The sequence below is a fragment of the Pseudoxanthomonas sp. SGNA-20 genome (assembly GCF_003931635.1).
GTDB lineage: Bacteria > Pseudomonadota > Gammaproteobacteria > Xanthomonadales > Xanthomonadaceae > Pseudoxanthomonas.
Map to the genome: position 1 here is coordinate 1 of NZ_RRYK01000008.1, position 14,459 is coordinate 14,459.

Annotated in this window: 14 protein-coding genes; 2 read left to right on the forward strand and 12 right to left on the reverse strand. The window is 71.5% G+C overall.

The features are described from left to right. Positions 1 to 158: 158 nt before the first annotated feature. From EIM48_RS12620 to EIM48_RS12640, 5 genes are all read right to left on the reverse strand, one after another. Positions 159 to 677, reverse strand: coding sequence for a DNA-binding protein (locus EIM48_RS12620; RefSeq protein ID WP_125076760.1), 519 nt, complete (start codon positions 675 to 677; stop codon positions 159 to 161). Between the two features lie 3 nt (positions 678 to 680). Continuing rightward, the gene (locus tag EIM48_RS15685) at positions 681 to 956 is read right to left on the reverse strand and encodes a hypothetical protein (protein WP_125109462.1); all 276 of its coding nucleotides are present in this window, start codon (positions 954 to 956) and stop codon (positions 681 to 683) included. A gap of 358 nt (positions 957 to 1,314) precedes the next feature. Next, positions 1,315 to 2,883 (reverse strand): glutamine-hydrolyzing GMP synthase, encoded by a 1,569-nt coding sequence (gene guaA / locus EIM48_RS12630; protein WP_125111812.1) that lies wholly within the window; start codon positions 2,881 to 2,883, stop codon positions 1,315 to 1,317. Positions 2,884 to 2,941: 58 nt separating this feature from the next. After that, positions 2,942 to 4,402 carry an IMP dehydrogenase gene (gene guaB, locus EIM48_RS12635; protein ID WP_125111813.1) on the reverse strand — a complete coding sequence of 487 codons (1,461 nt, stop codon included), beginning with the start codon at positions 4,400 to 4,402 and terminating at the stop codon, positions 2,942 to 2,944. Between the two features lie 97 nt (positions 4,403 to 4,499). Then, on the reverse strand, positions 4,500 to 5,357 hold the full coding sequence (locus EIM48_RS12640; protein WP_233581692.1) for a cytochrome c oxidase assembly protein: 858 nt from the start codon (positions 5,355 to 5,357) through the stop codon (positions 4,500 to 4,502). A gap of 93 nt (positions 5,358 to 5,450) precedes the next feature. On the opposite strand from EIM48_RS12640, the gene EIM48_RS12645 reads away from it, so the two are divergent. After that, positions 5,451 to 5,957 carry a CopD family protein gene (locus EIM48_RS12645; protein WP_125109399.1) on the forward strand — a complete coding sequence of 169 codons (507 nt, stop codon included), beginning with the start codon at positions 5,451 to 5,453 and terminating at the stop codon, positions 5,955 to 5,957. On the opposite strand, the gene EIM48_RS12650 is transcribed toward EIM48_RS12645, so the two are convergent. The 5 genes from EIM48_RS12650 to folD all read right to left on the reverse strand — a co-directional run bounded on the left by EIM48_RS12650 (position 5,906) and on the right by folD (position 11,017). Further along, complete coding sequence (locus tag EIM48_RS12650) at positions 5,906 to 6,436, reverse strand: DUF2231 domain-containing protein (protein WP_019399201.1); 531 nt, start codon at positions 6,434 to 6,436, stop codon at positions 5,906 to 5,908. The genes EIM48_RS12645 and EIM48_RS12650 overlap by 52 nt on opposite strands. Before the next feature lie 7 nt (positions 6,437 to 6,443). Beyond that, a complete protein-coding gene (locus EIM48_RS12655) occupies positions 6,444 to 6,791 on the reverse strand; it encodes a hypothetical protein (RefSeq protein ID WP_125111814.1) in 348 nt (115 codons plus the stop codon). Then, positions 6,791 to 9,316 carry a cytochrome c oxidase subunit I gene (gene ctaD, locus EIM48_RS12660; protein WP_125111815.1) on the reverse strand — a complete coding sequence of 842 codons (2,526 nt, stop codon included), beginning with the start codon at positions 9,314 to 9,316 and terminating at the stop codon, positions 6,791 to 6,793. Before ctaD ends, EIM48_RS12655 begins: the two co-directional genes overlap by 1 nt. Then, entirely contained in the window at positions 9,313 to 10,023 is a 711-nt protein-coding gene (locus EIM48_RS12665) for a cytochrome C oxidase subunit II (RefSeq protein ID WP_125076767.1), read from the reverse strand. Before EIM48_RS12665 ends, ctaD begins: the two co-directional genes overlap by 4 nt. A 133-nt stretch (positions 10,024 to 10,156) precedes the next feature. Further along, complete coding sequence (folD, locus tag EIM48_RS12670; RefSeq protein ID WP_019399383.1) at positions 10,157 to 11,017, reverse strand: bifunctional methylenetetrahydrofolate dehydrogenase/methenyltetrahydrofolate cyclohydrolase FolD; 861 nt, start codon at positions 11,015 to 11,017, stop codon at positions 10,157 to 10,159. A gap of 69 nt (positions 11,018 to 11,086) precedes the next feature. Between folD and EIM48_RS12675 the strand changes: the two genes are divergently transcribed. Beyond that, positions 11,087 to 11,383 carry a DUF1244 domain-containing protein gene (locus EIM48_RS12675; RefSeq protein ID WP_028914968.1) on the forward strand — a complete coding sequence of 99 codons (297 nt, stop codon included), beginning with the start codon at positions 11,087 to 11,089 and terminating at the stop codon, positions 11,381 to 11,383. Positions 11,384 to 11,392: 9 nt separating this feature from the next. On the opposite strand, the gene EIM48_RS12680 is transcribed toward EIM48_RS12675, so the two are convergent. Both EIM48_RS12680 and moeB read right to left on the reverse strand, forming a co-directional pair. Further along, positions 11,393 to 13,234, reverse strand: a complete 1,842-nt coding sequence (locus EIM48_RS12680) for a monovalent cation:proton antiporter-2 (CPA2) family protein (RefSeq protein WP_125111816.1) — start codon at positions 13,232 to 13,234, stop codon at positions 11,393 to 11,395. Positions 13,235 to 13,293: 59 nt separating this feature from the next. Then, a complete protein-coding gene (gene moeB, locus EIM48_RS12685) occupies positions 13,294 to 14,430 on the reverse strand; it encodes a molybdopterin-synthase adenylyltransferase MoeB (protein ID WP_019399386.1) in 1,137 nt (378 codons plus the stop codon). Positions 14,431 to 14,459 lie beyond the last annotated feature (29 nt).

The window sequence follows — 14,459 nt, forward strand, 5'->3', positions numbered from 1 at the left end:
CGGGGCGATTCAGGGAAGGCGTTCACCTCGGAGGCGCGCCAGCCGGACCTGTGGGTCATCGCGCGCCACCGCATCGAGGCCGAAGGGGGATGGCTCGCGCGTGACCCTCACGCTCGCGTTCAAGGGCTGGCTGGCCCCGTTGGTGTGCCCCTTGGTGATTAGCCGACCAGTGCTTCCACTTCGCCGCGTACCGGGCGCGGCAGGCGCCTGCCCTCCTTCATGACGTTGACCTGCCAGGCCACGCACGCGACCTCCAGCACGTCCCGCGCCAGCTCGTATCCCCTGCCCTGCAGCCAATCCAGCACATCAGCGAGGTGCCAGAGCGAGGAGCTGCCTTCATGCACCGGTGGGGGGAAGCTGTCCGGATGCGCCAGCATCAGCTTGCGCATGTTCTGCCGCGTCACTCCGACGATCTCGGCCACATCGGTCAGCCCGACCAGGTCCGGTGCAACCTCGATCAGCCTGGCCGAAGGTACTGCCTTGCGCACGTCGGCGAGAGCGCTGCACACGGCTTCATCCGCACTGTCGGCCTCGCGGGTGAACTCCAGTGCCAGACGCCCCGGCTGACCGATGCCGACCAGAGCATCCTCGCAACCGGCCTCGCCCAGGCGCTCGACCAGCCCGGTCGGGTCGCCACCATCGAGAAGCTGGTATTTCAGGGTGAAGGTGTATTCCATCCTCTAATCCTCCCCGCCGCCCGCGGCTGCATGCCGTTCTCGGTTCCTGGTGCAGTTGTCCACGACACGGCACAAGGCCCGCGCGTGGTTGCCCGGGTTTTTCGGCGTGCTCCATACGCTGGCGATGCAGAACTCGCCACAGCGGCATTCCGCATCGTTGAACGGGCAATAGATCCGCCCCCAGGCATGATGGCCGCCCACCTCGACGCGCCATCCATGGCTTTCTGCATACCTGAGGGCTGCCTCGACCTCTTTCTTCGGGTGTGTGGGACGGGCCATCAGCAGGCCCCAGTGTGGCGACACCCGCATTGGTTGTCAACCGACAACCTTAATGCAGTCCAGCCTGTTCCACCCGCATACCGCCGCGCGATTATCCCCGCCGCCCCCAACCCATACGCGCCGGCGTTGTTCCCATTCTCCCCTCGCCCTTCCCCGTAACGGGCGAGGGAGCGGTAGATCCGGCCCGGCGCAGCGTGTCGGGCATTCGGACAATCGGCGCTGCAATGCCGCGCAACCGGATCACCCTCACCCCCCGCTTAGGGGATGGCTGAACCGCAAAACAGGAAAGCCCGCAGTAACGCGGGCTTCCCACATCTGGTGTGATTGGCCGTGGCTGCAACCGCACCGGTAGCGCGAGCTACTCCCACTCGATCGTCGCCGGCGGCTTGCCGGAGATGTCGTAGACCACGCGGGAGACGCCGCGCAGTTCGTTGATGATGCGGTTGGAGACCTTGCCCAGGAACTCGTACGGCAGGTGCGCCCAGTGCGCGGTCATGAAGTCGATGGTCTCCACCGCGCGCAGGGCGATCACCCATTCGTAGGCGCGGGCGTCGCCAACCACGCCCACCGACTTGACCGGCAGGAACACGGCGAAGGCCTGCGAGGTCTTGTCGTACAGGCCGGCCTTGCGCAGCTCGTCGATGAAGATGGCGTCGGCGCGGGCGAGCAGTTCGGCGTACTCGGGCTTGACCTCGCCGAGGATGCGCACGCCCAGGCCGGGGCCCGGGAACGGGTGGCGGTAGACCATCTCCCGCGGCAGGCCCAGTTCCACGCCCAGGCGGCGCACCTCGTCCTTGAACAGCTCGCGCAGCGGCTCGACCAGGCCCAGCTTCATGTGCTCGGGCAGGCCGCCGACGTTGTGGTGGCTCTTGATGACGTGGGCCTTGCCGGTCTTGCTGCCGGCCGACTCGATCACGTCCGGGTAGATGGTGCCCTGGGCCAGCCACTTGGCGTTCTTCAGCTTGCCGGACTCTTCCTCGAAGATCTCGACGAACAGGTTGCCGATGATCTTGCGCTTGGCCTCCGGGTCGGCCACGCCTTCCAGCGCCTTGAAGTAGCGGTCGGCGGCGTCGACGCGGATCACCTTCACGCCCAGGTGCTCGGCGAAGGTGGCCATCACCTGGTCGCCCTCCTGCCAGCGCAGCAGGCCGGTGTCGACGAACACGCAGGTCAGCTGGTCGCCGATGGCCTTGTGCAGCAGGGCCGCGACCACCGAGGAGTCCACGCCGCCGGACAGGCCCAGGATCACCTCGTCCTGGCCCACCAGCTCGCGCACGCGGCGGATCTGGTCCTCGATGATGTGCTCGGCGGTCCACAGGGTCTGGCAGCCGCAGATGTCGACCACGAAGCGGCGCAGCAGCGCGGTGCCCTGCTTGGTGTGGGTCACCTCGGGGTGGAACTGCACGCCGTACCAGCCGCGGCGGTCGTCGGCGAAGGCGGCGACCGGGATGCGGTCGGTTTTGGCGGTGACGGTGAAGCCCGGCGGCGCCACCGACACGTGGTCGCCATGGCTCATCCACACGTCCAGCCGCGGCGGCGAGCCGGGGTGGTCCTTCAGCCCCTCGAACAGGCGGTCGGCCGCCACCAGCGAGACCTCGGCGTGGCCGAACTCGCGCTGGTCGGCGGCCTCGGTGGCGCCGCCCAGCTGCACCGCCATGGTCTGCATGCCGTAGCAGATGCCCAGGATCGGCAGGCCCGAATCGAACACCTCCTGCGGCGCCCGCGGCGAACCCTCGACCGTGGTCGACTCCGGGCCGCCGGACAGGATGATCCCCTTCGGCGCGAAGGCCGCGATCTCGGCCGGGTCGTGGTCCCAGGCCCAGATCTCGCAGTAGACGCCGATCTCGCGGATGCGGCGGGCGATCAGCTGGGTGTACTGCGCGCCGAAGTCGAGGATGAGGATCTTGTCGCTATGGATGTCGGTCATGGAGGGGTTCGGGTGCAGTGGACGGTGGCGCCGGGTGGCCCTGCGGCCGGCCCCTGCCTCAACCGATCTGGTAGTTCGGCGGCTGCTTGGTGATGGTGACGTCGTGCACGTGGCTCTCGCGCTGGCCGGCGCCGGTGATCACCACGAACTGCGGCTTCTTGCGCATCTCCTCGATGGTCGCGCAGCCCACGTAGCCCATGGTGGCGCGCAGGCCGCCGGCGAGCTGGTGGATGATGCCGCTCAGCGGGCCGCGGTACGGCACGCGGCCCTCGATGCCTTCCGGCACCAGCTTGTCGGCGTCGGAGGCGTCCTGGAAGTAGCGGTCCTTGGAGCCCTTCTCCATCGCGCCCAGCGAGCCCATGCCGCGGTAGCTCTTGTAGCTGCGGCCCTGGAACAGCTCGACCTCGCCCGGGGACTCCTCGGTGCCGGCGAACAGGCCGCCGATCATCACCGTGGACGCACCGGCGGCGATCGCCTTGCCGATGTCGCCGGAGTAGCGGATGCCGCCGTCGGCGATCAGCGGGATGCGGTCCTGCAGCGCCTCGGCCACCAGGTCGATGGCGGTGATCTGCGGCACGCCCACGCCCGCGACCACGCGCGTGGTGCAGATCGAGCCCGGGCCCACGCCGACCTTGACCGCGTCGGCGCCGGCGTCGAACAGGGCCAGCGCGGCGTCGCCGGTGACGATGTTGCCGCCGACCACCTGCACCTGCGGGAAGTTCTTCTTGACCCAAGCCACGCGGTCCAGCACCCCCTGGGAATGGCCGTGCGCGGTGTCCACGATCAGCACGTCCACGCCGGCGGCCACCAGCGCCTCGACGCGCTGCTCGGTGTCGCCGCCCACGCCCACCGCGGCGCCGACCATCAGCCGGCTGTGCGCGTCCTTGGCGGCGTTGGGGTTGTCGGTCTTCTTCTGGATGTCCTTGACCGTGATCATGCCGCGCAGCTGGAAGTCGTCGTTGACGACCAGCACCTTCTCGATGCGGTGCTTGTGCAGGAGCTGGAAGATCTCGTCGTCGCTGGCGCCTTCCTTGACCGTGACCAGGCGGTCCTTCTTGGTCATGATGTGGCGCACCGGATCGTCCAGCTTCTTCTCGAAGCGCATGTCGCGGCTGGTGACGATGCCGACCAGCTGGCCGTTGTCGTCGACCACCGGCACGCCGGAGATGTTGCGCGCGCGGGTCAGCTGCAGCACCTCGCCGATGGTGGTGTCGGGGTTGACGGTGAACGGGTCCTTGATGACGCCGGCCTCGAACTTCTTGACCTTGGCGACCTCGTTGGCCTGCTGCTCGACGGTCAGGTTCTTGTGGATGATGCCGATGCCCCCGAGCTGGGCCATGGCGATCGCCAGGCGCGCTTCGGTCACCGTGTCCATCGCCGCCGAGACGATCGGCAGCTTCACCCGCAGGTCGCGGGTCAGGCGCGTCTCGAGCGAAACGTCCTTCGGCAGTACGGTGGAGTGGGCGGGGACGAGCGAGACGTCGTCGTAGGTGAGTGCTTCGGCCTTGATGCGCAGCATCGGCATACCCGGGTGTGGGGAAGCGCGTCATTATACCCCCGATCCGGGGCCCTACGGCGCTACGCAGCATTCCGGCCGGCACCCGCCGGCGGGCCGTTCAGCGCCCTGCCCGGCCCGGCGCCCGCTGCGGGCGCCCCAGCCCCTTCCAGGTCAGCCACAGCGCCCCGGCCAGGTAAGGCAGGCAGCTGGGCACCCACATCAGCAGCCCGGCCAGTTGCTGGTCGGCCAGCGGCTCCAGCCCGACCTCGGGGGCCCGGAAGGCATACAGGGGGTACAGCGGCCGCGGGGCGAAGGTCAGCAGCGCGCCCAGGAACCCCATCACCATCATCAGCGCCACGCTGGCGACCACGCCCGGTGCCGGACCGGCGCCGGCGTCGCGGATGCGCCGCCACAACGCCGCCCAGAACCACAGCCCGGCGAGCAGGAAACTGGCATGCATGGCCTCGTGCAGGCGCGTGCTGGCCACCGCGGCCTGCAGGGAGCCTGGCAGGTGCCACAGCACCATGACCGCCGCGTGCGCGACCGTGGCCGGGCCCAGGCGCGCGGCCAGCCAGGCCAGGGCCGGATGCAGCAACCGGTGCAGTACCCACGCCAGCGACCGCGGCAGGGCCCCGGAGATCACCGCCCAGGGCCGTCCGCCCAGCAGCAGCGGCGGCACCACCGCCAGCAGCAGCATGTGCTGGGCCATGTGCGCGCCCAGCGACCAGCGCGCGTAGGCGTTGAGCGGACCGCCGAGGACGAAGGCCAGCAAGGCGATCCCGGCGACGAAGCCGGCCGCCTCCGGAGGCGCGATCCCCCGCCCCGGCGCGCGCCGTCCCAGCCGCCACAGGCCGGCCGCGTACAGCACCAGCAGCAAGGCCGGCGGCAGCAGCCATGCGCCCGGCGGCGCCCACGGCGCGGCCAGGCCGCCTGGGGCCCGGCACAGCGCGGCCAGGGCCGCGGCAGGGAGCGGCAATGCCGCCGCCACCAGGGCGACGAGCGCCGCCCACGCCTGCTTCGCGCGCGGCGGCGTAGGCTGCCGTTGGTCCCGGCCGGCGAGGAAGCGCGCGTGTACTTCTGGCTCAAGCTGCTGCACATCGGCGCGGTGCTGGTCTGGTTCTGCGGGCTGTTCTTCCTGCCGCGGCTGTTCGTGGCCCGCCATCGCGGCGGCCGCGATGCCGACCCGGCCTACTTCAATCCGGTGGCCAACCTGCTGTTCTTCCGCATCGCCACTCCGGCCGGCCTGGTCGCCATCGCCCTGGGCATGGTGCTCATCGCCATGGTCCCGTTCGGGGCCTGGCTGGCGGCCAAGCTGCTGGTGGTGATGGCCGCGGTGCTGCTGCACCTCTACTTCGGCCTGCACCTGTACGCACTGGGCCAGGGCCAGGACCGCCACAGCGCCCGCTTCTACCGGATCGTGGGCTGGTTGCCGCTGCTGCTCCTGCTGGCGCTGGCCGCGCTGACCGGGGCCAAGCCGCACACCTTCGGCGACCTGCCCCCGCCCCCGCTCGCGGCCACCGAGGCTCATGCCGCCGGCGGCGCGTCGTCGCCGCCCTCTTCCCCGGCCGCCTTGTAGCCGTACACGCCGATGCCATGGCGGAAGGTCAGCGCCCCGCCCAGCCAGCCGACGATCACCACCATCACCATGCCGGCGCCGGACAGCAGCAGGCCCCACGGCCAGATGGCCGCGGCCGGATCCGGCAGGCGCAGGCTTACCCCGGCGGCCGCCAGGGCCAGCAGCATCACCCCCGCCAGGAAGTGGATCCAGGCCGAGACATGCCGGCGCACCACCCGGATGAGGAACATGTCGGCGATCCCGAACAGCGCGGCGAACACCCCGCCGCCCAGGCCGAGCACGCTCAGCCACCAGGCCGCCTGCGCCCAGAACGGATCGCCCAGCCACAGGTAGAGCAGGTCCGCCAGCGGCAGCAGGGTCAGCGCCGCCACCGGATACACCACCAGGATCGGATGCAGCGGGTGCTGCTTGATCGCCACCCGGCTGGCCACGGTGTGGCTGCGGTTGTCGGGGACGGGCTGTTTCAGGCTCCTGCGCATGGCGACCTCAGCGGCATGCCGGCAGCAACAGCACCGGCACCACGGTGAACAGCACCGCCACCGTCGCCAGGACGGCGCAGAGCGCGGCCGCCTGCGCCGCGAACCGCGCCCGTCGCGCCGCCGGGCCGGCCGCACCCGCCGCCCTGGCGGCGCGCAGCGCGCGCAGGCCCAGCCAGGTGATCGCCGCCAGCGCGGGCACGGTAAGCGCGAGCATGGCCCAGGATGCCCCCCGCTGGCTCCAGCCCTCGCCGCAGGCCAGCCCCTGCAGGCTGTAGAGCACGACGAAGTGCACTGCCCACACCGCCATCGGCGCGGCAATGCCGGCGAGGGTCGAGGGACTGGCGAACCTGGCCATCACGCCCACTCCGGGAACAGGTGGATCACGCCCCAGGCGATCGCGCCCTGGGCGGCCACGTAGGCCCACAACGCCGCGGCGATGCGCTGCTCCAGCGGCCGCTCGGCGCCGACGTAGCCGCGCTGGCCGCGCGCGGCGACGAACAGGCCAACCAGCATCGCCACCGCGACATGCACCGCGTGGAAGCCGGCCAGGGTCCAGACCACCGAGGCATAGGCATGCTCGCCCGGCGCGCCGGTTCCCGACGCCACCGCCTGCCACTGCGCCCACAGGAAGCCGGCCCCGGCCAGCGCGGCCACGCCCAGCGGCAAGGCCAGGGCGCGCCCGCCCCCGCGGCGCATCAGCCGCGCGGAGGCCGCGGCAGCGATCCAGCACACGCCCAGCAGCACCAGCGCGACCCAGGCCGTGGGGTCCGCGCCCGCGTGCATCGGCGGCGGCGGCCAGGCCTCGGTGCCCAGCCACAGGTAGCAGTAGGCGAAGACCAGGGAGGCGAACAGCGAGCCGTCGATCAACAGCGACACCACCAGCGCCCACCAGCCCGGCGCGTTGCGGCAGGCGTACTGCACCGGAAGTCCGAGCCGCGGGCCGGCCTGCACCCTGGCCGGCGCATGGCGGTCGCCGGTGGTCCAGGCCCACGCGCAGAACTGGCCCAGCAGGACCACCAGCACCAGCACCGAGCCCAGGTAGAGCCTGGCGATGAAGCAGGCCAGCAGCGCCGCGATCGCCAGCGCGGCCAGCAGCGGCTGCCAGCTCGAGCCGGGAAGGCGGATCACCTGCTCGGGCACGCCGCCGAGGATCGAGGTCCCCATCGACTCCCGCCGTCCCGATGCCGGATCGCCCAGCAGCCCGGCGGCATCCGCGGTGCGCGCGGCCAGCCCGCGGTCCTGCCACAGCGGATAGCGGTCGGCCACCACCGGCAGCGAGGCGAAGTTGTAGGCCGGTACCGGATGCGGCAATGCCCATTCCAGGGTGCCCGCGCGCCACGGGTTGCGCCGCCCGGGGCGGCCATGGCGGAAGCACAGCGCCGCGTCGATCAGGATGGCGACCGTGCCGGCGGCCAGCACGAAGCTGGCGGCGGTGGACAGCAGGTTGAGCCAGTGCACGCCCAGCTGTTCCGGATAGCTGTAGGCACGCCGGGTCATGCCCAGCAGGCCGGTCAGGTGCATGGGCAGGAAAGCCAGGTGGAAGCCCACGAACACCATCCAGAACGCGGTGCGGCTGAGGCTTTCCGAGGGCATCCGCCCGCTGGCCAGCGGCAACCAGTAGTAGAGCCCGGCGAACATCGGGAACATCAGCCCGCCGATCAGCACGTAGTGCAGGTGCGCGACCACGAAGTGGGTGTCGTGCACCTGCCAGTCGAACGGCACCAGGGCCACCATCACCCCGGTCAGGCCGCCGCCGACGAAGGTGATGAAGAAGCCGACCAGGTAGAGCATCGGCACCCGCAGCCAGGGCCGCCCGGCCCACAGCGTGGCCAGCCAGGCGAACACCTGGATGCCGGTGGGGATGGCCACGGCCATGCTCGCCGCGCTGAAGAAGGCCAGCGCCAGCAGCGGGATGCCCACCGCGAACATGTGGTGCACCCACAGTCCGAAACTGAGGAAGCCGGTGGTCACCAGCGCCAGCACGATCCACAGGTAGCCGGCGATGGGCCTGCGCGCGAAGGTCGCCACCACCATCGACACCACGCCGGCCGCGGGCAGGAAGATGATGTAGACCTCCGGATGCCCGAACAGCCAGAACAGGTGCTGCCACAGCAGGGGGTCGCCGCCGCGGGCCACGTCGAAGAACACGAAGCCGAAGGCGCGCTGGATCTCCAGCAGGATGCTGCCCAGGATCAGCGGCGGGAAGCCGAAGGCGATCATGAAGGCGGTGACCAGCATCGCCCAGGCGAACAACGGCATGCGCCGGATATCCATGCCCGGGGCGCGGCACAGCAGGATCGCCACGATCAGCTCCACCGCCGCCGTCACCGCCGCGATCTCGGCAAAGGTCACGCCGATCAGCCAGAAGTCCACGCCGCGTCCCGGCGAATGGGTCGCGTCGGTCAGCGGCACGTACATGAACCAGCCGCCGTCCGGTGCCTCGCCGAACAACAGGCCCGAATACAGGAAGAGGCCGCCGAACAGGTAGCACCAGTAGCCGAAGGCACCCAGCCGCGGGAACGGCAGGTCGCGTGCGCCCAGCATCTTCGGTAGCAGGTACATCGCGAAGCCTTCCATGATCGGCACCGCGAACAGGAACATCATCGTGGTCCCGTGCAGGGTCACGAACTGGGCGTAGCGTTCCGGATCCAGCACCTGGTTGCCCGGCCAGGCCAGCTGCAGGCGGATGAACATGGCCAGCGCGCCGCCGGCCAGCAGGAAGGCGAAGCCGGTGGCGATGAAGCGCAGGCCCACGGTGCCGTGGTTGACCGCGGTCAGCTGGCCGCGCCAGCCCGGGGCGTTGTTCCAGATCCGCGCCAGCGCCGCCAGGCGGCGGCTGTTCTCTCCGGGCGGCAAGATGTCCATGCGCGCTTCGCTCATGGGCTGCCCTCCCCTGCCTGCGCCACGGCGTTGTCGCGCAGCCAGGCCTCGTACTCGGCCGGTGCCAGCACCTGCACCTCGAAGCCCATGAACGCATGTTCCAGCCCGCAGAACTCGGCGCACTGGCCGCGGATGGACCCGGCCTGGTCGGCCCGCAGCCGCAGCACGTTGGTGCGCCCGGGGATGGCGTCGATCTTGCCGCCCAGGCGCGGGATCCAGAAGCTGTGGATCACGTCGGCGCTTTCGATCCGGAACTCGACCATCCGCCCCAGCGGCATGGCCAGCAGGTCGGTGGATGCCGCCAGCGGCCGGCCGTCGTCGCCCAGGTAGACGAAGTCCCAGTGCCACTGCCGCCCGGTGACGGCAACGAGGTGCGAGGCATCGGCGCTGCGCCCGCTGACGCGGTCGCTGGCCAGGGTGCCGTGCACCAGCAGTCCCAGCAGCACCCCGGTCGGCAGCACCAGCCCACCGGCGACGATCATGCGCCGTGCGCCGGCCTCGGAAAGATGGCGACGGCGGCGCAGGCCGGTCAGCAGCAGCGCCGTGACCAGCATCCACACCACCAGCGCCATCCAGAACAGGCCCCACCAGATCCCGGCGATTGCCGCCGCGGAGGGGCCAGCCGGGTCCAGCGCCGACTGCGGCCCGGCGCAGCCGGCGAGCAGCGGCGGCACGATCGGAGCCGCCAGCCAGCAGCGTCTGTCCATGGCGCCGATAAGCCCGATCCTCCGCCGCGGTCACAGGGCGGCAGTGTGTCGCTGGCGTCGTGAAGCCACCGCGACGCCGGGGCGCGCGGCGGCAGCCACAGCGGCGGCCGCCGCGGGTCAGGCGGTCAGGCGATCAGGCAGCGGCGGCCTCGGCCGCTTCCAGGGTGTTCTGCATCAGGGTGGCCACGGTCATCGGGCCGACGCCGCCTGGCACCGGGGTGATCCAGCTGGCGCGCTCGGCCGCGGCCTCGTAGCCGACGTCGCCGACCAAGCGGCCATCCTCCAGGCGGTTGATGCCCACGTCGATCACCACTGCGCCAGGCTTGACCCACTCGCCGGGGACGATGCCCGGGCGGCCCACCGCCACCACCAGGATGTCGGCATTGCGCACCGACTGCTCCAGCACTTCCGGCGGGGTGAACTTGTGGCAGCTGGTCACGGTGCAGCCGGCGATCAGCAGCTCCAGGCCCATGGGCCGGCCGACGTGGTTGCTCACGCCGACGACCGTGGCATTGCGCCCGCGCACCGGGCGGTCGGTATGCGCCAGCAGGGTCATGATCCCGCGCGGGGTGCACGGGCGCAGGCCGAACTGGCGCAGGGCCAGGTGGCCGACATTGGAGGGATGGAAGCCGTCCACGTCCTTGCGCGGGTCGATCCGCTCGATCAGGCGGCTGGCGTCGGGGATGCCCGGCAGCGGCAGCTGCACCAGGATGCCGTGGATCTTCGGGTCGGCGTTGAGCCGGTCGATCAGCTCCAGCAGCTCGGCCTCGCTGGTGCCGGCCGGCAGGTCGTAGTCGAAGGCCTCGATCCCGACCTTCTCCGCGGCCCGGCGCTTGTTGCGCACGTACACGGCCGAGGCCGGGTCGTCGCCGACCAGGACCACGGCCAGGCCCGGCCGCGGCAGGCCGCGTGCGACGCGCGCGTCGACCCGCGTCTTCAGTTCTTCGAGCAGGTCTTCGGAAACGCGGCGGCCATCGAGGATGCGTGCGGTCATCGGGATGCTTGCGGGACGGTGCGGCGGAGCGGCACATTCTCCCCGATTCCGGACGCGCGAGGTAGGAGCATGGTCGACAAGGTGGAACTGGAGGCGGCCGCGTTCCGCCGGCTGCTGCGGCACCTCAACCAGGAACGCACCGACGTCCAGAACATCGACCTGATGATCCTGGCCGGCTTCTGCCGCAACTGCCTGGCCGACTGGTACCGCGAGGCCGCGGCCGAGGCCGGGCTGGAAATGGACAGGGAACAGGCCCGCGAGGCCATCTACGGCATGCCCTTCGCCGAGTGGAAGGCCCGCCACCAGCGCGAGGCCACGCCGGAGCAGCTGGCCGCGTTCGAGGCCGCGCGCAAGCGCCACGGCTGAGGCGCCGGCTCAGCCGGCCGGCGTCTCCCCTGCCCCGTCCCCGCCTGCCTCGTCCAGGCGGCGCGACACCCGCTTCGGGGGAGTGAACGGGGTGGGGGTGGCCGGCGGGGTATGGCCGATGATCAGCGGCCGCCCGGCGCGCACGTCGCCGGCGGCCAGCTCCAGGGCGAAGCGCTCGGCGTCCAGGCGCCGCATCTCCCTGGCGATGCGCGCCGCCAGCTGCGGCTCGGTGCCCAGCGCCTCCAGCGCGGCCTGGCCGAAGCGCACCGCCGACTCGAAGGTCTCGCGGACCTGGAAGTGCACGTCCAGCGCCGCCAGCTCCAGCGCGTGCTCGCGGTCGTACGCGCGCACCAGCACCCGGGCCTGCGGGAACTCCTCGCGGCACAGCCGGGCGATGCGGGTGGCGGCCCGGCGGTCGTCCACGCACACCGCGATCACCCGCGCGCTGGCCGCGCCGGAGGCGCGCATCACGTCGGCGCGGGTGCCGTCGCCGTAGTAGACCTTGAAGCCGAACTCGGCGGCGCTGCGGATCATCCCGATGTCGGTATCGATGATGGTCACGTCCACGTCGCGCGCCAGCAGCGCCTGGCTCATCACCTGGCCGAAGCGGCCGAAACCGACGATCAGTACGCTGCCGGCCTGCCCGTCCGCTTCCTCGATGCCGTCCATCGACGGCGCAGTGCCGTCGCCGGCCAGGCGCCGCACGGCCAGCACCGCCAGCGGGGTCAGCGTCATCGACAGCACCACGATCGCGGTCAGGTTGGCGTTGGCGGTGCCGTCGATCACCCGCGCCGCCTGCGCCGCCGAGAACAGCACGAAGGCGAACTCGCCGCCCTGGGCCATCAGCACCGCGCGGTCGAGTGCATCGCGGTGGCAGGTGCGGGTCAGCCGCGCCACCACGTAGATGCAGGCGGCCTTGGCCACCATCATCGCCACCAGCCCGGACAGGATCAGCGGCCAGTTGGCCGCCACCACCGCCAGGTCCAGGGCCATGCCCACGCCGAGGAAGAACAGGCCCAGCAGCAGGCCGCGGAACGGCTCGATGTCCGCCTCCAGCTGGTGGCGGAAGGTCGAGCCGGACAGCAGCACGCCGGCCAGGAACGCGCCCATCGCCGCCGACAGCCCGCCGACCTCCATCAGCAGCGCCGCGCCCAGCACCACCAGCAGCGCCGCGGCGGTCATCACCTCGCGCGCCTGCACCCGCGCCAGCAGCCGGAACAGCGGATTGAGCAGCCACAGGCCGGCCGCCACCAGCCCGGCCAGGGCGCCGACGCCGACCAGCACCGCCATCCAGCGGCTGCCCTCGCCCGCCGCGGCCGGCAGCGGCGACATGAACGCCACCAGCGCCAGCAGCGGCACGATCAGCAGGTCCTCGAACAGCAGGATGGAGACGATCTTCTGCCCGCGCGGCAGGGCGATGTCGCCGCGCTCGCCCAGCAGCTGCATCACCACCGCGGTCGAGGTCAGGACGAAGCCGGCCGCACCGATGAAGGCCGCCGGCATGCGCAGGCCGCACAGCCACGCCACCCCGGTCAGGACCACGGTGCACAGGCCGATCTGCAACGTGCCCAGGCCGAAGATCTGCCGGCGCAGGCTCCACAGGTGGGCCGGGCGCATTTCCAGGCCGATCAGGAACAGGAACATCACCACGCCCAGTTCGGCCACGTGCAGGATCGCCTGCGGGTCGGAGAACCAGCCCAGCCCGAACGGGCCGATCAGCAGGCCGGCGCTCAGGTAGCCCAGCACCGAGCCCAGGCCCAGGCGCCGGAACAGCGGCACCATGACCACCGCCGCCCCGAGCAGGGCGACGACCTTGACCAGCTGTTCCCCGCCGGCAGCTTCGACCGCCATGGATGTCCTCCTCCGCGGGCCGCGGCCCGCATGGGTGCCGACCCGCGCCGTCCGACGCTTCAGGTCGTGGCGCAAAACGCCGCGTAATCGATGTAGCCCGGGAACGGCCGCCCTTCGGCGCACACCGGGCAGTCCGGGTCCGGCGGCAACTTCAGTTCGCGGAAGCGCATGGCCAGCGCATCGAACTGCAGCAGGCGCCCGGCCAGCGGCTCGCCGATGCCCAGCAGCAGCTTGATCGCCTCGTTGGCCTGGAGCAGGCCGACGATGCCCGGCAGCACGCCCAGCACCCCGGCCTCGGCGCAGTTGGGCGCGAACTCCGGCGGCGGCGGCTCCGGAAACAGGCAGCGGTAGCACGGCTTCGCGCCGCGGTGGCGGCCAGCATCGAACACGCTCGCCTGGCCTTCGAAGCGTTGCACCGCCCCGTACACCAGCGGCTTGCCCAGCTTCACGCAGGCGTCGTTGAGCAGGTAGCGCAGCGGGAAGTTGTCCGAACCGTCGACCACCACGTCGATGCCGTCCAGCAGTGCCTCGACGTTGTCCGAGGTGACCCGCGCCTGCACCGGCTCGATCCGGATCGAGGGATTGAGCGCCTGCAGCCGCTGCCGCGCCGATTCGACCTTGGGCGTGCCGAGCGAGGCCTCGGTATGCAGGATCTGCCGCTGCAGGTTGCTGCGGTCGACGATGTCGTCGTCCACCAGGCGCAGGTGGCCCACGCCCGCCGCGGCCAGGTAGAACGCCGCCGGCGAACCCAGCCCGCCGGCGCCGACCACCAGCACGCGGGCCGCGGCCAGGCGCCGCTGGCCTTCGATCCCGACCTCGGCCAGGCGCAGGTGGCGCGAATAACGCTCCAGGAAATCAGCCTCGGCCGGCTCAAGCTGCGGCCGCACCAGGGGCAGCCCTTCGCCGGCCCAGGCATTGGTGCCGCCATCGACCGAGTAAACGCGGGCGAAGCCGGCGCCGCGCAGGGCCTCGGCCGCGGCGCGGGAGCGCTTGCCGACCTGGCAGATCAGCAGTACCTCGGCCTGCGGGTCCGGCAGGTGGCGGGCCGGATCGGCCTCCAGCTCGGCGCGGCGCACGCCGAGCGCGCCCTCGGCCTGGCCGGAGACGCGTTCGTGCGGCTCGCGGATGTCGATCAGCAGCACGCCCTGCCGCTGGCGTTCGCGGGCCTGCCGCGGCGTCACCGTTACGCTGTCCATGCGCCGGATTATCGACGCCAATGGCCCGG